Annotated in this window: 18 protein-coding genes; 1 reads left to right on the top strand and 17 read right to left on the bottom strand. The window is 68.9% G+C overall.

Annotated elements, in window-relative coordinates; genetic code table 11:
• Positions 1 to 22: 22 nt before the first annotated feature.
• From AVR91_RS13140 to AVR91_RS13095, 10 genes are all read right to left on the bottom strand, one after another.
• Positions 23 to 1,429: a pyridoxal phosphate-dependent decarboxylase family protein gene (locus tag AVR91_RS13140; RefSeq protein ID WP_063275061.1), complete on the bottom strand. Its 1,407-nt coding sequence runs from the start codon at positions 1,427 to 1,429 to the stop codon at positions 23 to 25.
• A complete protein-coding gene (locus tag AVR91_RS13135; RefSeq protein ID WP_063275060.1) occupies positions 1,426 to 2,694 on the bottom strand; it encodes a diaminobutyrate--2-oxoglutarate transaminase in 1,269 nt (422 codons plus the stop codon). Before AVR91_RS13135 ends, AVR91_RS13140 begins: the two co-directional genes overlap by 4 nt.
• A 35-nt stretch (positions 2,695 to 2,729) precedes the next feature.
• Entirely contained in the window at positions 2,730 to 4,079 is a 1,350-nt protein-coding gene (locus tag AVR91_RS13130) for a preATP grasp domain-containing protein (protein WP_063275059.1), read from the bottom strand.
• Positions 4,080 to 4,104: 25 nt separating this feature from the next.
• Positions 4,105 to 5,280: an acyl-CoA dehydrogenase family protein gene (locus AVR91_RS13125; RefSeq protein WP_143253989.1), complete on the bottom strand. Its 1,176-nt coding sequence runs from the start codon at positions 5,278 to 5,280 to the stop codon at positions 4,105 to 4,107.
• A 2-nt stretch (positions 5,281 to 5,282) separates the two neighbouring features.
• Entirely contained in the window at positions 5,283 to 6,614 is a 1,332-nt protein-coding gene (locus AVR91_RS13120) for an aminotransferase family protein (RefSeq protein ID WP_063275057.1), read from the bottom strand.
• Positions 6,611 to 7,621, bottom strand: coding sequence for a 3-oxoacyl-ACP synthase III family protein (locus tag AVR91_RS13115; protein ID WP_063275056.1), 1,011 nt, complete (start codon positions 7,619 to 7,621; stop codon positions 6,611 to 6,613). Before AVR91_RS13115 ends, AVR91_RS13120 begins: the two co-directional genes overlap by 4 nt.
• A gap of 33 nt (positions 7,622 to 7,654) precedes the next feature.
• The gene (locus AVR91_RS13110) at positions 7,655 to 9,076 is read right to left on the bottom strand and encodes a lactonase family protein (protein WP_158077403.1); all 1,422 of its coding nucleotides are present in this window, start codon (positions 9,074 to 9,076) and stop codon (positions 7,655 to 7,657) included.
• Positions 9,077 to 9,358: 282 nt separating this feature from the next.
• Positions 9,359 to 10,459: an FAD-dependent oxidoreductase gene (locus AVR91_RS13105; RefSeq protein WP_063275054.1), complete on the bottom strand. Its 1,101-nt coding sequence runs from the start codon at positions 10,457 to 10,459 to the stop codon at positions 9,359 to 9,361.
• Positions 10,460 to 10,525: 66 nt separating this feature from the next.
• Positions 10,526 to 11,473 (bottom strand): ferritin-like domain-containing protein, encoded by a 948-nt coding sequence (locus AVR91_RS13100; protein WP_063275053.1) that lies wholly within the window; start codon positions 11,471 to 11,473, stop codon positions 10,526 to 10,528.
• Positions 11,474 to 11,769: 296 nt separating this feature from the next.
• Positions 11,770 to 13,014: an aminotransferase class I/II-fold pyridoxal phosphate-dependent enzyme gene (locus AVR91_RS13095; RefSeq protein ID WP_063275052.1), complete on the bottom strand. Its 1,245-nt coding sequence runs from the start codon at positions 13,012 to 13,014 to the stop codon at positions 11,770 to 11,772.
• A gap of 175 nt (positions 13,015 to 13,189) precedes the next feature.
• Between AVR91_RS13095 and AVR91_RS13090 the strand changes: the two genes are divergently transcribed.
• Positions 13,190 to 13,660, top strand: coding sequence for a YajG family lipoprotein (locus AVR91_RS13090; protein WP_063275051.1), 471 nt, complete (start codon positions 13,190 to 13,192; stop codon positions 13,658 to 13,660).
• Here the strand turns inward: AVR91_RS13090 and AVR91_RS13085 are convergent.
• The 7 genes from AVR91_RS13085 to AVR91_RS13055 are packed head-to-tail and all read right to left on the bottom strand — an operon-like array spanning position 13,657 to position 20,310.
• Positions 13,657 to 14,151, bottom strand: a complete 495-nt coding sequence (locus AVR91_RS13085; protein WP_063275050.1) for a hypothetical protein — start codon at positions 14,149 to 14,151, stop codon at positions 13,657 to 13,659. The genes AVR91_RS13090 and AVR91_RS13085 overlap by 4 nt on opposite strands.
• A complete protein-coding gene (locus tag AVR91_RS13080) occupies positions 14,148 to 14,636 on the bottom strand; it encodes a hypothetical protein (RefSeq protein WP_063275049.1) in 489 nt (162 codons plus the stop codon). Before AVR91_RS13080 ends, AVR91_RS13085 begins: the two co-directional genes overlap by 4 nt.
• Complete coding sequence (locus AVR91_RS13075) at positions 14,636 to 15,871, bottom strand: MCE family protein (protein WP_063275048.1); 1,236 nt, start codon at positions 15,869 to 15,871, stop codon at positions 14,636 to 14,638. The genes AVR91_RS13080 and AVR91_RS13075 overlap by 1 nt, the downstream gene beginning before the upstream one ends.
• Positions 15,868 to 17,070, bottom strand: coding sequence for an MCE family protein (locus AVR91_RS13070; protein ID WP_063275047.1), 1,203 nt, complete (start codon positions 17,068 to 17,070; stop codon positions 15,868 to 15,870). The genes AVR91_RS13075 and AVR91_RS13070 overlap by 4 nt, the downstream gene beginning before the upstream one ends.
• Positions 17,067 to 18,248, bottom strand: coding sequence for an MCE family protein (locus AVR91_RS13065; protein WP_063275046.1), 1,182 nt, complete (start codon positions 18,246 to 18,248; stop codon positions 17,067 to 17,069). Before AVR91_RS13065 ends, AVR91_RS13070 begins: the two co-directional genes overlap by 4 nt.
• A complete protein-coding gene (locus tag AVR91_RS13060; RefSeq protein WP_063275106.1) occupies positions 18,245 to 19,276 on the bottom strand; it encodes an MCE family protein in 1,032 nt (343 codons plus the stop codon). The genes AVR91_RS13065 and AVR91_RS13060 overlap by 4 nt, the downstream gene beginning before the upstream one ends.
• The gene (locus tag AVR91_RS13055; protein ID WP_063275045.1) at positions 19,273 to 20,310 is read right to left on the bottom strand and encodes an MCE family protein; all 1,038 of its coding nucleotides are present in this window, start codon (positions 20,308 to 20,310) and stop codon (positions 19,273 to 19,275) included. The genes AVR91_RS13060 and AVR91_RS13055 overlap by 4 nt, the downstream gene beginning before the upstream one ends.
• Positions 20,311 to 20,428: the final 118 nt, after the last annotated feature.

Below are 20,428 nucleotides of genomic sequence, written 5' to 3'. Positions count from 1 at the left end.
GGGATCCGTCCTTTGTGGAGTGTCAGGCCGCCGCGGGCACGGCGGTGGTGGTCTCGACCAGGTCCAGCAGATGGCCGAGGTGGCGTTCGGTGACTTCGGGATTGAGCAGGGTGAGTTTCAGCCAGACCAGGCCGTCCACGGTGGCCCGGCCGAGTACCGCGGTACCCGCGATGAGCAGCTCCCGGCGGATGCCGGCGACCAGGTCGTTGCCTTCGGCCACCGGCACCGTGTCGGCCGCGACCGGACGGAACAGGACGGTGCTGATCTCCGGCCAGGCCTGAAGGCGTAGCCCCGGCCGGGCCGAGATCAGCCCGGCCAGGGACGCGGCCGCGTCACAGCACCGATCGGTCAGCCTCGCCAGCCCGTCCCGGCCCAGCGCCTGGAAGGTCACGGCGAGCTTGAGCGCGTCCGGACGGCGCGACGTCCGGATCGACCGGCCGAGGAGGTCCGGGAAACCGGCTTCCTGGTCGTCGTTCGCGTTCAGGTAGTCGGCGACCAGCGAGAGCGGGGAAAGCTGCTGCTTCGACCGCACCGCGAGCAATCCGGCCGGCAGCGGCTGCCAGCCGAACTTGTGCAGGTCCAAAGCCACCGAACCGGCCCGTTCGAGACCGGCCAGCAGGTCCCTGCGCGAGCTGAACAGCAGGCCACCGCCGTAAGCGGCGTCGACGTGGAGATGGCCCTGGTGCCGTTCGGTGATGTCCGCCATCGGCCCGATCGAGTCGATCACGCCGCGATCGGTCGTCCCCGCCGTCGCCACCACGAAATGCGGGCCGGGGACCTCCGACAGCACCGATTCCAGCGCGTCGAGGCTGAGCCGCCCCTCGATCGTCGGAACCGGGATCGCCGGCGGAAGCCCCAGCATCCACGCCGCCCTGCCGACGCTGTGATGTGCCTCGGCCGAACACACCACCTGCACCCGCCCGAGTTCCTCGCGCACCAGCAGCAGCGCGACGAGATTCGACTCCGTCGCCCCCGTGGTGACCACCGCGTCGGCGTCACCGTGGCCGGGGTAGACCAGCCCGGCGATCTCGTCGGTCACCAATCGCTCGATCTCGGCGGCGGCCGGTGCCTGATCCCAGGAGTCCAGCGACGGATTGAGCACACTCGCGGCGAGGTCCGCGGCCGCGGCGACCGCCAGTGGAGCACCGTGCAGATGCGCGGCACACAACGGGTCGGCCGGATCCGCCGCGCCCGCGGCGACCGTGCGCACGATCGTCGAGAGCGCACGGCCGGCGCCGACCCCCTCCCGGGGCAGGATCGACGACAGCCGTGCGCGCACCGCCGCCTCGACCCGCGCCGGCCCGCCCGGCGGAACGGGCCCGCCGCGGCGCCGCCGTCCCTCGCCGAGCGCGTTCAGCGTGATGTCGGTCAGTTCACGCAAGGTCTCCAGGCCGGCCGGGGTGGCGGCCAACGGCTCCCGGGCGGTCATGCCGCCACCCCGATCATCGCGGTTCCGACCACGGTGTCGGAGATCCGTTCGGCCGTTTCGGCCCATTCGGACAACGACATCGTGAGCGGCGGCAGCAGTTTGAGCACCCGCCCGTCCCCGGAGGTCTCCGCGATGATCGACGCCCGGAACAACGCTGCCCGTACCTGCTCGGCGAGCCGGGCGTCGGCGAACCGCAGGCCGCTCATCGTGCCCCGGCCCGCCGTCGTCGCCATTCCCTCGGGCAGCCGCGCGACCAGGTCGCGCAACGACTCCCTGATCGCGACGCCCAGCTCCGGCACGTGCGCGACGAAGGCCGGATCGGCCCAGTAGTCGAGTGCCGCCGTCCCGGCCACGAACGCGAGGTTCTGACCGCGGAAGGTGCCGTTGTGCTCGCCGGGTTCCCACTGATCACGATCGCGCCTGACCAGCAGCATCGCCATCGGCAAGCCCATCCCGCTCAAGGATTTCGACAGACAGACCAGATCCGGCCGGAGCTCCGGGACATGCTCGAAGCTGAAGAAGGAACCCGTACGCCCGCAGCCCGCCTGGATGTCGTCGACGATGACGAGCGCGCCGACGGCGTCCGCGACCCGGCGGATCCCGGCCAGCCAGGCCCTCGACGCCACGTTGAGCCCGCCCTCGCCCTGCACCGTCTCCAGCAGGATCGCGGCCGGTGGGGCCACCCGCGACGTCGGCCGCAGCATATGCAGCAACTCCGCGGCCGTGTCCGGGTGCCCCGGCCCGTTGTCGTAGTCGACGAGGGTCACGCTCGGCAGGATCGTCCCCGCCGCCCTGCGCAGCAGGGGCGACGTGGTCGCCGCCAGCGAACCCAGTGAGGCGCCGTGGAAACCGCCCCTGAAGGCGATCACGTTCGCCCGTCCGGTCACCTTCCTGGCCAGCTTCAGCGCGGCCTCGACCGCGAGCGTTCCCGCCGGGCCGGGGAACTGCATCACGTAGTCCCCGAACCCCTTGGGCGCCAGCACCTCCTCGGAGAATCGCCGCAGGAACTCCGCTTTCGCGGTGGTGTGCAGATCGAGCGACTGCACCGGACCGCCGCCGGTGAGGTACTCGGTCACCCGCTCGACGATCCTCGCCGGGTTGTGCCCGTAGTTGAGCGATCCCGCGCCGCAGAGCAGATCGACGTACCGGCGGCCTTCGGTGTCCCACAGGTGGTGGCCGCTCGCGCGTTCGAACAGGGCCGGAAAACTGCGACAGTAGCTGCGCACCTTCGACTCGTGGCGTTCGAACACAGTCTGGTCCATCATTCCTATCACCTCATTTTCTTCAGTGCCAAGGGAAATCAGGCTTCTTCGAAGGCCGCGAGCGCTCGCTGCTCGAGGTCGTGGGCGTGGGCGAGGTCCTCACCGACGACCATGTAGTCCAGGACGCCGCACCGGGCCACGTCCTCGATGGCGACGATCACGCCGGTGCGGGTGGTCTTGTCGAACGAGAGCCCGCCCGCGTCGAGTGCCTTGAGCACCGCGGTGAAATCCCTCGCTTCGACCCAGTTGTAGGTCAGCACGACACGTTCCCGGGTGTAGTTCTCGCCGACGAGCACCCTGGCCAGGTAGTCGATGTTGGTGCAGCAGCCCATCCGGCCGTTGACCTCGTTGAAGAACAGCTTCCCGTCGACGGTCGTGATCGAGTCGATGTTCAGGTAGCCGACGAAACCGCGGCGGCCCGCCTCACGGGCGAGGTTCATACTGTGCGCGGTCATGTCGCCGAGATCCGCCGCGAGCATGCGCTGGCCGGGGATCTCGAAACCGATGAAGGTCGGTTCCATCCGCATCTCACCGAAATTGAGCAGCTTCGGCGACTCCGTGGGGCCGGGGACCCAAAGCTCGCTGTAGTAGACCTGCGCCGCCTGGTGGTAGGCCTCGACGACGACGCGGGTGTTGCGCTGCAGCGCCACCAGCGGCCACAGTTCCGCGGCCAGCACGGCGAAGTCGCAGCCCTCCGACGGCACCGGCACCACCCGCGAGGCACCGGTCAGCCTGGTCTCGTCGTGCACGGTGACGACGGTGTTGCCCGCGCTGCCGGAGTTCATCTCCTGTTTGATGATCACCCGCCCGGTTTCGCCGAGCAGGGTCCGGATGGCCACGCCGAGCTCATGCTCGGTGCTCGCCACCCGGCCGGAGGGCACCGGGGCGTCGACCGTGCCGGCGAGCTGGCGGAACAGCACCTTGCTGTTGAACGTCTCCGCTCCCCCGCAGCGCAGGAAGTCCCGGCAGGCCAGATCCGTTCCCTCGTCGATGCCGAACAAGGGCAGGCCGAGCTCGTCGGCCAGCGCCATCACCGGCCGGTCGAGGAAATACGCCTCCATCCGCCATTCAGCGAGGTCGCCGGCCCGGGACCGGATCTGCTCCGCCACGAAGCCGTCGTTCAGCGACGCGTCGTTGAGGATCAGCTGGCGGGAGTCGCCGTCACGCGGCACCACGACGTTGTTCCGCGTGAGGTTGCGGTCGAGAAGGCCTGCCACATAGTCGATGAACTCGTCGGAGACCGAATGCGGCAGGATCACGAGGTCTTCGTCCTCGGCCATGACGAGCAGGCGGCAGCAGCACATCGAGCTGAGCGCGTGGATCTCGGGCGGCATGTCGTTGCCGCACATCGAATCACTGTCCACATTGGCCACGATCACCTTGGGCATGACTTTTCCTTTCCGGATGGGGTTTTCAGGCGGCGGTCTTGGTGGCGACGGGGATGTTCTTGGCCTTCTGCAGTTTCACCAGCTGAGTGAAGATGTTCTTGCGCTGGATGTCGGAGGTCCCGCCGGCGATCAGCGTGCCCAGCGCGTCCTGCACGTTGCGCGAATGCCTGCTCAGCTCGTAACCCGCGTGGCCGAAGATCTGCATGACGTCCAGCGCGGCCGCCGCCATCCCCTCCGAGCCGATCAGCTTGGCGGTCGACGACAGCAGCACGGCCTCGTCCTGCTCCTCGAGCAGGCTGGCGAGCGCGGCGTAGGACACCCAGCGGGTGGACTCGATGGCGAGCTTGACATTGGTGATCCGGCGCTGGACGTACTGGTAGTCGGCGATCGGATGCCCGAAGGCCTCACGTGTCTCGGAAAAGTCCATCGCGTCCTGCAGGAGACCTTCCAGATACGCGGCGCCGACCACACCGTAGAGAAGCCGGTCGAGCGTGATCGTGTTGTAGGTCAAGCGGAGTCCGTCGCCGGGTTTCCCGAGCACCTGGCCCGCGGTGATGGGCAGGCCGAAGAACGAGATCGGACCGGTCGGGCTGGTCCGGTTGCCGAACATGTGCTCGTGGTCCCCGGTGCGCATCGCGGGGCCGCGTTCCACGACGAACACCGAGATGTCACGTTTGGCGGGCAGCTTGTCGATCCGGCCGAGCACCCAGAACATGTCCGCGACCGGCGCGTTCGTGATGTGCGCCTTGCTGCCGACCAGTTTGTAGCCGTGTTCGGTGGGATAGGCGGTCGCGGAGACACGGCCGACGTCGGAGCCGCCGCGCATCTCGGTCAGCGCGGTCGAGCCCACCGAGCCGCTCATCATCCGGGGCAGCGCGACCGTGTGGTGGTACTCACCGCCGAAGTTCACCAGCGAACGCAGGAAACCGGCGTGCGCGATCAGGGACAGGCAGAAGCCGAGATCCTTGCCGCCTCGTGCGATCCCCTCCAGCGCGGCGCAGAAATCCCACCAGGTCAGACCGTGACCGCCGAGCTCCTCCGGCACCGGTATGCGCCACAGCCCGTCGTCGGCCAGTGCCCGCCACGCCCTCCGGTCGAGCTGTTCCCGTTCGTAGTGCCACTCGGAGCGTGGTGCGACGTGCTCCCTGGCCAGTTGCTCGTAATGGTCTGCCAGCGCGCGCTGCGACAGAGTCCAGCCCATTTTCATCGCGAAGCTCCTTCCAAGAGTGTGGTTTCGCACCCGGCGACGGTGTCGAGCGCGGTGGCGAACAATTCGACGAGCCGGTCCAGTTCGCCGGCCGTGATCGTCAGCGGTGGTGCGACCACCACCGCCTGGGGCACCGGCGTCGTTCCCGCCGGATAGAGCAGCAGCCCGGCGTCACGCGCCGCCCGCACGATCGCCGCGGCGGTGATCAGCGGCGGTGCGTCCGGTCGGGAGAAGTCCACGGCGAGCAGCAGGCCCCTGCCGCGAACCTCGGCGACGATTCCTCTGGCGCGCAACGCTTCCCGTAGTCCCTCGGCCAGCACCGGCCCCAGTTCCCTCGCCCTGCGGGGAAGATCGTGTTCGCGGACATAGCCGAGCACGGCGAGTCCCACCGCGGCCGACAGCGGATTCGCCGCGTAGGTGTGGCCGAGGACGAATTGCCCGCTTCCGGTCCGGATCGCTTCGTGGATCCGGTCGCTCAGCAGTACCGCCCCCAGTGGCGCGTAACCGGCGCTGACCCCTTTGCCGAGCACCAGCAGGTCAGGCTCCACGCCCTCTTCGTCGCAGCCGAACCAGTGCCCGGTCCGGCCGAGACCGGTGATCACCTCGTCCGCCACCAGCAACACGTTGTGCCGACGGCAGATTTCCGCCACTTCGCGGAGGTAGCCCGCCGGGCTGGGCACCGCCCCGCCCGACGCGCCGACCACCGGTTCGACGAACACCGCGGCCACCCGGTCGGCGCCGGCCTCGAGGATCGCGTCCTCGATGGACCGCGCGCAGTCGAGCGCGCAGGTGGACCTGGTCAGTCCGAAGGGGCAGGCGCCGCAGTTCGCCGCGGTCGCTTTCGGCCAGTCCGGCAGTACGGCCCGCACCGGGCGCCGCCGCTGCGGATGCCCGGACAGACCGATCGCGCCGAGGGTGGCGCCGTGGTAACTCCCGTCCCGCGAGATCATCACCGTGCGCCGCGGCTCGCCGACCTCCTGCCAGTACTGCAGGGCCAGCCGGACCGCGGCCTCGATCGCCTCCGAACCGCTGTTGGTGAAGAAGGCATGGTCCAGATCGCCCGGCGCGAGCAGGGTGAGCTCCTCGGCGAGCCGCTCCGCCCGCGGATTCGTGAACTGGAGCCGGGTCACGAAGGTGATTTCCTCGAGCTGCGCGCGGATGGCGTCGGCGATCTCGGGCACCCCGTGCCCGATGTTCACCACGATCGCCCCCGAGCAACCATCCAAATAGGACTTCCCGGTGTCGTCGTAGACGTAGCTTCCCTTGGCGCGTACGGCTACGGGGTAGTCGTCGGCCAGCTTCGGATACAGCAGGCGCGTGCCGGTCACGGCGCACCGAACCCGGCGCCACTGCCCGCCCAGCGATGCAGGGAGGCCCCGGCGCTCATCCCGCCACCGATCCCGAGCAGCACGATCAGCGCGTCACGCTCGATACCGCGCGTCCTGATCGCGTCGTCGAGCGTGACCGGGATCGACGCCGCCGCGGTGTTGCCGTAGACCTGACAGGTCAGGTGCAGCTTCTCCGGCGGCACCCCCGCCGCGGTGAAGGTGTTCCGCAGCAGTACGGCGTTCGCCTGATGCGGTACCACGAGATCGATGTCGTCGATGCCGAGGTCGGCTTCCTTGAGCAGCGTGCCCAGCAGATCGGGCACCACGGTCTCGACGTACTCGCGTACCGCGCGGCCCTGCATGGTGAACAGTCCTTCGCCCGCGGCGAGGGACGCCGGCGTCAACGGGTTCCGGCTGCCGCCGCCCGCGACCTTCACGAACTCCTGCAGACGCCCGTCGGAGACCAGGCGCGAGGTGAGCATCCCGTGCTCCTCGCCGGTGGGGCCCAGCACCACGGCGCCCGCACCGTCCCCGAACAACACCGCGGAGCGGTGATCCCCGAAATCCAGTTGCCGCGAGTAGATGTCCGCACCGATGACCAGCGCGTACCTGGCGTTCGAGTCGGCGGTGAGCAGACCGCGCGCCGTGTCGAGCGCGTAGACGAAACTGGTGCACACCGAGTTGACGTCGAAGGCCGCGGCCCGGTCCGCACCCACCGCCGACTGCACCACGACGGCGGTCGCGGGCTGCGGGAAGTCCGGTGTGGACGTTCCCACCACGACGAAGTCGAGCAGCTCGGCCGGAAGGTCGGCCGCCTCCAGCGCGCGCTTCGCCGCCTCGGCGGCCAGATCACTGGTCGCCTGCCCGGAAGCGGCGAAGCGGCGCTCGCTGATCCCCGTCCGTTCCGCGATCCACTCGGCCGTCACACCGGTCCGCGGTGCGAGCATTTCGTTGGTCACCACTGACCGGGGCAGATAGGAGCCGGTGCCGATGATTCCGTACCGCATTTGTTTCCCCGCTTTCATTTCGGATACGCGTGGTCAGTACGCGGCGAGACCGAACGGCGCCGCTTCGCCGCCCTTGCCGAACTCTGGGAGCTGGAAGACGTCGTGCTTCTCCACGAAGGTGAGCAATCCATTGCCGACGACCTTGAACACGTACAGCGATCCGGTGAACGAGTTGAGCTGGTAGAGGAACTGGGAATCCCGGCTCAGGCTCATGTCCGTGGCACCCATGGGGAGGTTGTCGTTCTTCGAGTCCTTCCCGTCCGCGGCGGTGGCCACCGGCTGCAGCAGGGTCAGCGCACCGTCGGCGCCGAGGCTGTAGGAGGAGACGATGCCGTCGTCGAACGGGCTGGAGACGAACACGGTCCGCTGGTCGTCGGTGACCACGACCCAGCAGCTGTCCGTCTGCTTGTTCGGCACCGATCCGTTGATGGCTTTCAGCTTCGCGTCACCGTCGAACTGGTACGCCGCGGCGTGGCCGCCGCCGGGGTTCGCCAGCGCACCGTTCTGCTCGCTGACGATCAGCTTGCCGTCCTTCGTGAAGTTGAACCCGAAGGGACCCGTGCCGCTGGGGTCGTTGAGCTGCTTGCGGCCGAGCGTGCCGTCGTAGTGGACGTCGAACGTGGTCAGCGAACCCTTGTTCTCCTTGCTCGCTCCCGGCAACGAGGCGATGCGCTCGCTGACGACGAGGGTGTGCCCGTCCGGGGTGAAGGAGACCTGCGAACAGCCGGACCGCCCACGCCCGCTCAGCTCACGGGTCGAGTTCTCGATCGGCTGGAGCGCTCCGTCGGGCGTGACCCGGAAGCCGGTCACCGTCGGGATACCGCCGTGGCTGCAGTTCTCCAGGGCCGTGGTCGGTCCCAGGAGCAGCCGGCGGTCCTCCTCGCCGCTGTTGAGCACGTAGAGCAGGCCGTTGTTGACCGTCACGCTCACCGGCCGCTTACCGCCGGACGGCGTCTGGCCGACCAGTTCGAGCCCGCTTTCCAGCACCCGGAAGACGGAGATCGTGCCGCTGCCGGCGTTGGTCACGAACAGCAGTTCCGCCTTGTCGATGTTCTGGATGGGCGCCGCTTCCCCGGACGCGGTCCCGAGCACGATGCCCCCCGCGCTGTCCTCGAAACTGCCGGTGCCCACGCCGCCGGTCGGGTAGCGGCCGACCTCGCGCAGGGTGCCGTCGGCCTTGCGGGCGAACGCGGCGACCTCGTTGGCGGTCTCGTCGTTCGACTGCAGGAACACCGCGCCCTCTCGCAGGTTCCCCTCGCCGAGCGAACGCGGGCCGGTGTTGACCCCGTTCGCCGCCGGTGCCTCGGCCTGCGGGGCGGGCTCCTGCGGCCGCGGCGCCTGTTCGGCCTGGCCGGCGAGCACCGGTGCCGGCTCGGCGTCGCCGGTCACGGCGGTGGTGACGATGGCGGTCGCGACCGCGATGGCGATCGCGGCCGCGAAGGCGGAAGTGACCACCAAGACGCGTCGGCCGCGTTTGGGCTTGCGCACCGGTGCCGCCCACGCGGGCGGCTCGGGCGGTGTCCCCTGAACGGGGTAGGGATGGGGGGCGAACGCCTGGTTCTGGCCACCTGGCGCGGGGCAGCCGCAAGTCCCCTCGTGACCACATTGCTTGTGCATGCCAACCTCCTCGGTGTGTCAGTGAGACCGAGGATGCTGGGACCTGCGTGGCTGGGCAGTCACACGTGCGTCGCAGGGGGCGTACCCTGCGTTCCGGATATCCGAAGGCGGGCGGGTGCCTTATCCCGCGTGGACGCGCTCGTCCCATTCGATGTGGTGCCGGTAGAGCCAGTTCCGGTCCCGATCGGACGTCGTGCCCGACGACACCGCCGCGCTGCCGGCCACCAGTTCCTCCACCCGCGCCCGCCGCAGCCGCTCGTAGGCCGCGAAAGCCGTTGGCGCGTCAGGAAGATCGCGCAAGCACTGGGCCAGCACGACACTGTCCTCCAGCGCCATCGACGCACCCTGCCCCGCGGCGGGCGAGGCCGCGTGCGCCGCGTCGCCGACGAGCACCATCGAGGTGTTGAACCACACCGGTGTCGAGGGCACGTCGTAGGAATGTCCACCGAAGACCTCGTCTCCGGTGGACCGGATGATTTCCGCGGCGGGCAACGGTTCCCCGTCGAAAGCGGCGAAAGCGGCCGCGCGCCATTCGGCCGCGGTCAGGCCGGAGCGCACGCCTTCGGCCGTGGGAAGCCGCGCGAACCAGTACGTCGAGCCGTCGGGCGTGCTCGTGTAGCCGAAGAAAGCGTGCAGGCTCTGGATCATCCGGTAGAGGGACGGTGCCTGAGGGACGCTCGTGTCGGTCGTGTAGCCGTAGACGACGTCGAGGCCCGTCGAACGCGGCGGCGGGCAGTCCGGGTCGATGATCGTCCGGACGACCGAACGCAGGCCGTCGGCGCCGATGAGGATGTCGCCCTCGGCCACGGAACCGTCCTCGAACCGCGCGATCCCCGGCGACGCGGAAACCAGCCGCTTCCCGCGTTCGAAGGTGATCCCGCGTGAGATCGCCTCCTCCTGCAGCACGTGGTAAAGCGACGCCCGCGTCATCGTGCGCGGCCCGGCGAGGCCCTCGATGTCGAAGGAACGGCGTTCGACGGTGCGCCCGTCCGGCGTCACGAGTTCCAGACCCACCGCGCCGAACGAAATATCGATCACCGGTGCCTCGGCGCCGATCGCGCGCAGGGCGTCCATGCCGTTGTGCATGATCGTCAGGAACGCGCCCGCGTCCTCACCGCCGGTCGGGTACGCCTCGTGGACGCTCGCCTCGATCCCGGCCCGTCGCAACGCCATCGCCGTCACCGTGCCGGAGATGCCGCCGCCGATGATCACTGCCTTCACCGCGAACCCCCTGTCGTGTCGCCGGCCCTCGACGGTACCGGGAAACGGCGACACGACAGAGGGGGATCACGCGCCGCCGCTGGCGACGATGTCGCCGTTGACGCCCTTCGGGAAGAACCCGCCCTCCTTCACCGCGCCCGGGTTCAGGTAGACGACGTTCAGCACGCGGTCGGCGCCGCGCCCGAAGCAGATGCCGTTGTGGTCGGTCGGCACGATATTGGCCTGGTTGCCCATCAGGACACCCTGGTCGTCGTCACCGGGACCGTCGAGGGCGTCGCGCGCGTTGGAGATCTTGGCGGCCGCGTCGCCGAGTTCCCGGTCGAACAGCGCGGTCCGGATGGTGGCGGCGTGGTAGGCCTCGGCCGCCAGGATGCCGGCGGCCGCGTCGAGGAACGTCTTGTTGGTGATCAGCGGCGCGGCACCCTTGTAGGCCGTCACACCGACGTCCTCGAACAGGAACGCCGCGAGCAGGAAGTTCTTCTCGTTGGCGAACGGGTCGAACTGCTGGTACTCGCTGACCAGCCCGGCGGCGCGAGCGGCGGCCGTGAAGCTGTTCTTCAGGTCGATCTCGGGCCGCGACACCGCGGCCTCGCCGAGCGCCCCGCGCAGGAACTTGACGTGCGCGACCTCGTCGCCCGCGATCTCCTTCGCGAACTGGTGCAGCGCCTTGTCGTGGAACATCACCTTCTTGCCGCCGGCGACGCCACCCTGGGCACCCACACCGCCGATGAGGTCGTCCGGCAGGCCGCGGCCGTGGACGGCGAAGGAGTAGAACTCGGCTTCGAGGTACTCCAGGTTGAGCGCGAAGTTGAGGACGGCGGCGTCGCTGGGAGCACCCGCGGCGGCAGCGGCGTCACCCGTGGCCGAAGCCGACGAAGTGGCCTGGACCCCGAGGTAGGTCGCGCCGACCACACCGAGCCCCGCCGCGCCCGCGGCCTTCAGGAACCGGCGGCGATCCGTGCGGTTCTCGGCGCTGCGGGAGATCAGGGTACGAACGAAGGGCTTTCCGAACACGAGTGGTTCCTCTCGTCTTTGCGGTGCACACCCACCCACTCGGACGTTCGGAACCACCCGCGACCCGGATTGGAGAAGATCTCGAAGTTGTTTCTTCGCTGCCGCGGCAAGGCGAAGAGTGACTGTGTCACGCCACGCTCTTTGTCGAGGAACACGCGAGTGCGGCTTCCAGACACGCGAGTCACGCCTGTGCTCGCGCCGCGCCTGTGTGCCTAGTCCGTGAAGGCCTCCTTGAGGGACCCAGAGTCCCTCAAGGAGGCCTTCACGGACTTCCGACCACCTTGCCTTACGGCTGCCTATTCCTTCGTCGCCGCGGCGAGGCGGACGCAGACCGCGAGACCGCGGATGGCCTCTTCCACCTCGGCCAGCTCGGGGTACGTCGGCGCGATGCGGATGACGGCGTCCTCGGGGTCGTCGCCGTACGGGTGGGTCGCGCCGGCCGGGGTCAGGGCGATCCCCGCCTCCTTGGCCAGCCGCACGACCTCCTTGGCGGTCCCGGACGGCACGGTCAGCGAGATGAAGTACCCGCCGGTCGGCTTGGTCCAGGACGCGAGGCCCGATTCGCCCAGTTCCTTGGTGAGGATCTCGTCGACGGCCGCGAACTTCGGCCCGATGAGCTCGGCGTGCTTGCGCATGTGCTCGCGGACGCCGTCCTCGTCGCGGAGGAACTGCGCGTGGCGGAGCTGGTTGACCTTGTCCGGGCCGATGGTCCGCTTGCCGATGAGGCCGGTCCACCAGGCCAGGTTCGCCTCGGACGCGCCGAAGAAGCCGACGCCGCCACCCGCGTAGGTGACCTTCGAGGTGGAGCCGAAGACGAACACGCGGTCGGCGTTGCCCGCCTCGGTGGCCAGCGCGAGCAGGTCGGCCAGCGGCGCCTCGTCCTCGGTGAGGTGGTGCACGGCGTAGGCGTTGTCCCAGAAGATCCGGAAGTCCGGGGCGGCCGTGGTCATCGTCGCCAGGCGGCGCACGGTGTCGTCACTGTAGGTGACGCCGGTCGGGTTGCTGTACTTCGGCACGCACCAGATGCCCTTGACCGCGGCGTCCTCGGCGACGAGCCGCTCGACGACCTCCATGTCCGGGCCGGTCTCGGTCAGCGGCACCTGGATCAGCTCGATCCCGAAGCGCTCGGCCAGCGCGAAGTGGCGGTCGTAGCCCGGCACGGGGCACAGGAACTTGACGCTCGGCTCGTCGGCCCAGCGGCGCTCGGCGCCAGGGAGCTTGCTGAGGAAGGCCTGCACGATCGAGTCGTGCATGAGCTCCAGGCTGGAGTTGCCCGCGGCCAGCAGCTGCTCGGCCGGGACCTGCAGCGGCCCGGCGAAGATGCGGCGGAGCTCGGGCAGGCCCTTGAGGCCGCCGTAGTTGCGGACGTCCGTGCCGTCCTCGGCCTTGCGCACGTCTCCGGGGAGGGCGAGCAGCCCGTCGGCGAGGTCCAGCTGGCGAGGGGACGGCTTGCCGCGGGTGATGTCCAGGGAGAGGCCACGGTCGACGAGGGCCGCGTAGTCGCGGCGGGCGCTCTCGACATCGACAGGTGCAGTGGTCATGCCTAACGCTAAACCCGGCGGCGGTCCGGCGTGAGACGAGGGTGGCCCTAGACCCGCGCGCACATGATCCGATAACGGTTCCGGCGCGTTTTTCAGCAATCGTAACGAGGCCTAATCCCCTATTGACGGCGCCGTCGTTCCCTCATTCTCGATAGCGCGAGGGAAAGGGGAGAAAATGGGACCGAAGAAGTGGTTGATGGTCACCATGGCGGCGGGAACACTGGCGGCGTGCGCGGTGCCGACTCAGGGAACCGCGCTGCCCGCCGTCACGGTGACCGCTCCACCGAACACGATCGTGATCCAGCCACCCGCGGTGGCTGCGCCGCCGCGAACGGTTTATGTCACCCCCTCGGCTCCCGTGGCGCAAACGGTGATCGCCTTCTACGACGCGATCAACCGGCGTGATTTCCTCACCGCGTGGAATCTCGGTGGGCAACGGCTGGCGAAAGGCGGCACTTATGCCTCGTGGTCCAGTGGATACGCGACGACTTCGTGGGCCGGTGTCACCGTGCGGAGCGTGAGCGGGAACACCGTGTACGTCGACCTTTCGGCCCGCCAGACCGACGGTTCACTCCGCACTTTTTCCGGTTCTTACACCGTTTCCGACGGGGTGATCACCGGAGCGAACATGAAACGCCTCTCCTAGAGCGGAATGAGCTGGGAGATCTTCCACCGGCCGTCGATCCGCACCGCCGTGACCGAAAGCTGGGACACCGAAGACTGCGGGGCGCCACCGCCCGCGGTGAGCGTCTGCTGGTCGAGGAACAGCAGCACCTCGGCCTGGTCGCCGCGCAGGGAGCGGACGCCCAGCGACCGCACCGTCGTCGTGCGCACCAGCTTCCCTTCCTCGGCCCGCTTCCGGGCCGACGCGAACTGGTCCCGGTACTGCCCGGTCGCGTCGCCGGTCAGCACGTCGGCGGCGGCCCTCTCGGTGCGCGCGAGGTTGCTGTAGTCGTAGGAGAACACGGCCTTCACCCCGGCGCCGACCTGGTCCGCGACCTCGGCCGTGGCGGCCTGGTCCACCAGCGCCGCGTTGCCGTCCGAACCCAGCGAGGACGCCTGGAGGCCGAACCACACCGCGCAGCCGCCGGCCACCACGATGATCGCGAGCAGGAGCCGCGGGACGCGTCCGGTCATGATCCCGCCGCCTGGACCGCGCTGACCTTCCAGCCGCCCTCGACCCGCTGGTAGTCCACGGTCAGCCTGCTCACCTTGGGCGCGGCCGAGCCGCCGCCGGTGCTGACCCGCACGTCCAGCACGGCCATCAGGCGCGCCGTCCCGGCGGCGGCGTCGAGCTCGGTGACCGCGGCCTGCTTGAGCTTCGCGGTGGCGACCGTCTTGCTCGCGGTCGCCCGGTCGATCTGGATCTGCCGGTCGCCGGTGAGGTCCTTGCCGAGCCGTCCGGTGGTGACGCCGAGCCAGCGGTCGACGTCCTTCGCGCCACTGCGGTAGTCGATCGTGTTGAGCACCTCCAGCTGGCCGGACGCGGCGGCGAGGACGGCCTCACGCTCGCGGCCCCTGGCCAGGCCGTCGTCACCCGCGGCGCGCCACCACGACCAGCCGAACCAGGCGGCCGCGAGGACCGCCAGCGCGGCCACGACGGTGAGGGCGCGGGTGAGCATCACTTCCCGCCCAGCAACGCGCCGAGCCCGCCGGGCGCGGATCCGGCGAGCAGGCTCAGCACCCCCGGCAACTGGGCGGATTCCGCCGCCTGCGGGGTCTGCTTCGGCCGCTCCGGGACCGCCGGCGGCTTCCCGGCGTACGGGGCGTTCTGCGAGCCTCGCACGCCTGTGGGGCTTCCTGGCGGCTCGGCGCAGTACGCCTGGGTGTTCACCGGTGCTTCGGTGGTGTCGTTGGCAGGACGCTGCTTCGTGCCCTCGTAGCCCTTCGTGCACGAGACCGGGTCGAAGAAGTTGAACACGACGCCGAGGTGGCCGGTGCCGTCCGGCGACGTCGAGCGCGAGAACGCCGAGATGATCGGGTACGCCACGAGGAGTTCCTCGATGGCGTCGGTGCGGGCGGAGGTGATCTGGGCGGTCGTGAGCGTGTTCGCGAACAGCACCCCGAGGTCGGTCCCGGACACCGCGAGCACATCGCTGATCTGGCGGCTCAGTTTCGGTGCCTCGTCGATCACGCGCCGCAGATCCGGGTCGGACGTCTTCAGCTGGGCGGCGATCGTCTTGAGCCCGCTGGAGAACTGGGTGATGTTGTCCGCCTGCCGCCGCTGCGTGTCCAGCACGGTCCGCGAGTTGGCGAGCAGGCCCTGGGTGTCGGGCAGGTACTGCGTCGCGGTCGCGGTGAGCGAGCCGGTGCTGTTCAGCAGCTGCCGCAGATCCGGGCCGGCGTTCGCGAACGCCTCGTAGGTCTCGTCGACGACCGTCCGCAACGATTCCGGCTTCACACTCGACACCAGTTTGTCCAAATTGGACAGCACGGTGTCCGGCGCGAGCGGGATCGAGGTCTTGTCGCGTTTGATGACCGAACCCTCGGCAAGATACGGCCCGTTTTCGTGCATGGGCAGCAGATCGACGTACTGCTCCCCCACCGCCGACCGGTTGGCCACCGCGGCCCTGGTGTCGGCGGGGATCTTCGGCGCGCCCGAATCGATGTCGAGGCCGAGGTCGATACCGTGTTCGGTGAGCGTCATCGACGCGACCTTGCCGACCGCGACGCCGCGGTAGGACACCTCGGCGTTGACGAAGATCCCGCCGGAGTCCACGAGCTGCGCGGTGACGAGGTAGCCGCGGGTGCCGAAGAGCCGGTCCAGCCCGGCGTAGTTGCCGCCCGCGTAGACGACCGAAACCACCGCGATGACGACGAACACCGCCAGCTGGATCCTGATCTTGCGCGTGATCACCGGCCACCTCCCAGCAGCGGCCCGAGGATCCCGCCGAGCACGCCGCCCAGCACGTCCCCTTGCGCGGTCGGAGGCGCTTGCGGGAGATCACCGGGCAACGGCAGAACCGGCGGAGCGGCACCGTTGTTGAACGGGATCGCCCCGGGCGCGCCGGTGCCCTGGGTACCCGGCAGCTGGATGATCGGCTGCGACGAGTTGTTCATGTTCTCCAGGAAGGTGTCCAGGTTCAGGTCGATCTTGGCCTCGACGTTCGCGTAGTCGCCCTTGATCACGTTGCCCGCGTAGTCCGGGAACGGATACGTGAGCAGGATCCGCAGCGCCGTCGGCAGATCCTGGCCCGCTTCGGTCAGCTTCTTCAGCGTGGGCTGCAACGCACGCAGGTTCGCGACCAGCGTGTCCTTGCTCGCCTTGATCGTCTCGGTGGCGACCCCGGAAAGGGTGTTCAGCGACTGCAGCATGCCGACGAGCTGATCCCTTTGCTCGGTCACGACCTTGAGCCCCGGCGAGAGGTTGTCGAGCGCGTTCGTCAGGTTCTGCGTCTGGCCGACCAGGGTCTTGGACAGCCGGTCGAGACCGTCGATGGCACGCAGGATCTCGCCCTTGTGCCCGTCGAGTTCGGTGGCCAGCTTGTCCACCCGCGACAGCAGGGAGCGGACCTCGGCCTCGTTGCCGGTGAGCGCCTCGTTGAGTTCGTGGCTGATCTTCTGGATCTGTTCGACCCCGCCGCCGTTGAGCAGCAGGGAAAGCGCGCCGAGGACCTCTTCGACCTCGGGATTGCGGTTCGTGCGGTCCAGCGGGATCTTCGCGCCCTCGGCGAGCGTTCCTTCGGGCTTTTCGGGGGCGTGCAGGTCGACGAACTTCTCCCCCAGCAGGCTCGACTGCCGCAGTTCGGCACGCGCGTTCGCGGGCAGCGCGATGTCGCCGTTGACCACCATGCTCACCCACGCCGAACGCGTGTCCGGCGCGAGGTCGATCTTCTCGACGCGGCCGACCGGGACGTCGTTGACCTTCACGCTCGCCTGCGGCACGAGGTCCAGGACGTCGGAGAACTGCGCGGTGAGCCGGTACGGATGGTCGCCGAGATCCGCGCCGCCCGGCAAGGGAGTGTTGTACAGCCCCGAAAATCCGCCGTCACTGCATCCGGCGAGCACGAGGACGCCCGCCATCACCCCGGCGATCTTCTGCCGCTGCCGCCTCATTTCGGGAGTCCTTTGGTCATCACGTCGACCAGCGGGAGCGGCAACGGCGGCAGTTCACCGCTCTGCAGCGAGGCCAGCACCTGCGGGACCGACGGGAGTTTCAGGGTGCCGTCGAGGACGGGCGCGAGCTGCTTGCAGATGTTGCCCAGCGCGTCCGGGATCGGTTTCGGCGTGCTCGCGCTGATCAGCCGGCACACGGTCAGGATCGGCGGGTGGGTCAGCTCGTTCAGGTTGTCCCGCACCGCGATCGTGCCGGACGCGGCGTCGTAGGAGTTGATGAAGTTCGTCGCCCCGGTCGGCGCGATGTCGATCACCTCGGCGAGCGAGGCACGCTGGTCCACGAGCACCTTCGTCAGCCCGGCCAGCTTGTCCACATTGGACGAGAGCAGCTCCTTGTTCTCCGCGACGAACTTCTCGACGTCGCCCATGGCCGTCGCCAGTGAGCTCAGCGCGGAGCCGACGTCGGCGGAGTCCGCGGCCAGGAACCCGCTCACGTGCGCCGCCCGGCGATAGAACTCGTTGAGCTGCTTGTCGCTTTCGGCCAGCGCTCCGGTGAAGGAGTTCAGATTCTGCACGGTGGTGAACAGGTCGCCCTTGGAGCTGTCCAAGGTTTTGGCCAGTTCGGACAGCCGCGTCACCGTGGTGTTGAGGTTCTTCCCGTTGCCCGCGAGGTTCGCCGCCGCGGTGTCGAGCACGTCGGACAGCGCGCCGTTCTTGTTGGCACCGTTGGGTCCGAGGCTGGTCGAGAGCTTGTCGAGACTCGTGTAGAGGTCGTCGAGCTCGGCGGGCGTCGCCGTCTTCTCCTTGGCGATCACCGTGTCCGTCGCCATTTCGGGGCCGCTCTCGTAGGCCGGGGTCAGCTGGACGTAGCGGTCGCTGACCAGGCTCGGCGCGACGACGACGGCGCCCGCGTCGGCCGGGATCGGCGTGTCGGCGTCGATCCGCATGTCGACCCGGACCGCTTCGCCCTGCGGGGTCACGCCGGTGATCTCCCCGACCTTCACCCCGAGCACCCGGACCGACGAACCCGCGTAGAGCCCGACGGTCTTGCCGAAGTAGGCGCTGATCCTGGTCCCGCCCGGTTCCTTGAACACCAGCCACAGCCCGGCGGTCAGGAGCAGCACGAGGACGCAGGCGAACGCGACCCAGTTGTAGAGCGTGCGAGTCCGGGTGCTCATCGTCCGCCCACCCCCTGGTTCGGCGCCGCGATCGGCGGGGTGCAGCCCTCCGGGTTCACCTGGAACGCGCCCGCGATGATCGTCGGCGGCAGCAGCCCGCACAGGTAGCCCTCGAACCAGCGCCCGTTGCCGGTCGCGTTGGCGCCGACGCGGGCGAACGGCGCCATCAGCGCGAGGCTGCGGCTGAGGTTGTCCTGGTTGCGCTGCAGGATGTCGGTGACCTTGCCGAGTTTCTCCAGTGTCGGCTTCAGCTGTTGCCGGTTGTCGGCGACGAGACCGGACAGCTGCGCGGAAACCTGTTGCGTGCCCTTGAGCAAGGTGCTGATCGCGTCCTTCCGGTTCTGCAGTTCGGCGAGCAGGAGATTGCCGTCGTCGAGGATCCGCTTCAGCTGCGCGTTGCGATCGGACAGCGTCTTGGACACCTTGCTCGTGTTGGCCAGCAACGCCTTCAGGTCACTGTCGCGTGAGGACACCGTCTTGGACAACGAGGAAAGCCCGCCGAGGGCGTCCTTGAGGTACTGCGGGCTGTCTTTGAGCGCGTCGGACAGGACGGTGAAACTCGTCGCCAGCTGCGCGGTGTCGATCTCGCCGACCGTGCCCGAAAGCTCCTGGAACGCGTCCTGCAGTTCGAACGGCGTCCGCGTGCGGTCGAGCCCGATCGTGGTGTTCGGGTCCTGGTTCCCCTTGCCCTTCGGCGTGAGCGCGAGGAACTTCTCGCCCAGCAGCGTCTTGATCTCGATCGACGCCGCGGTCGCGTCGCCGACCCGCACGTCCTTGACCCGGAATTTGACCAGCACCTTCTTGCCGGCCAGCTCCACCGAGCTGACCTGCCCGACCTTGACCCCGGCGACCTGCACCTCGTTGTCCGGCGCCAGCCCGGCCGACTCGCCGAAGTACGCGGAGTAGGTCGTCCCGCTGCCGAACAACGGGATCCGGTCGGAGAAGTACGTCGTCGCCGTGATCAGCACGATCAGGATCAGCGTCACACCGCCGACCACGGCCTGGTTGCGTTCCTTGAGCGGCTTCACGGCCCGCACCTCTCCGGTCGCTGCGTGCCGGGCAGCGGCGTGATCGGCAGTTCGATGTTGAGCGACTTGATGCCGATGCTGCCGGAGATCCCGCACAGGTAGTAGTTGAACCAGCTGCCGTAGCTCAATGTCCTGGTGAACTTCTGCAGGTTGCCCGGCAGCACCCCGAGGAGATGGTCGAGCAGCTGCTCCGAATCGCCGAGGTTCTGCGACAGCGCGCCGAGCTGGGCGACGTCGTCCTTGAGGGCGGGCCGCGCGTCGGCGAGCAGGCCGGTCGTGGCGACGGTGAGGTCGCCCAGCGCCTTGACGGCTTCCCCGATCGGCCGGCGCTGTTCGGAAAGCCCCGTGACCAGCCGCTGGGTCTGGTCGATCAGCTCGCCCAGCTGCGGCGAGCGTCGCTCGACCGTGCCCAGCACGGTGTTGAGGTTCGCGATGACCTCGCCGATGATCTTGTCCTTGCCCGCGATGGCCGACGTGACCGACGCGGTGTGCGCGAGCAGGCTGGTGATCGTGCCGCCCTCGCCCTGGAAGACCTGGATGATCTCGTAGGAGAGTTTGTTGACGTCCTCGGGGTTCAGCGCGCGGAAGAGCGGTTTGAACCCGTTGAAGAGCACGGTCAGGTTCAGGGCCGGTTTCGTGCGCTCGGGCGGGATGATCCCGCCGCGCGGCAACGACTTCTCGTCCCCGATGTCCGTGCCGAGCGAGAGATACCGCTGCCCGACCAGGTTGCGGTACTTGATGGTCGCGGTCACCGAGGCGGGCAGCCGGTGCGAGGTCTGGACGTCGAAGTGGACCTGGGCGAAGTTCTTCTCGCCCTCCTCGACCTCGATCTTCCCGACCTGGCCGACCTTCACGCCGACGATGCGGACGTCGTCGCCCTCCTTGAGACCGGACGCGTCGGTGAACTTGGCCGTGTAGCCCGAGGTCTCGCCGAAGTTGGTGTTCGCGATGGTGGCGCCGAGGATCGCGGTGAGCAGCACGGTCACCACGGCGAAGACGAGGATCTTGACCAGATCCGGGACGAAGGACCTCATCGGGTGCCCCTCCCGTCCGCGGCGGAGTGAGCGTGTTGCGAAAGCCACTTTCGCAACGTTGAGTGGGCGAAGGGCCCCTTCAGCCCGGCCTTGCTCCAGGGGGTCGTGAGTGGCGATT

Source organism: Amycolatopsis keratiniphila subsp. keratiniphila (assembly GCF_001620365.2).
Lineage (GTDB): Bacteria > Actinomycetota > Actinomycetes > Mycobacteriales > Pseudonocardiaceae > Amycolatopsis > Amycolatopsis keratiniphila.
This window is presented reverse-complemented; position numbering and strand designations above follow the sequence as displayed.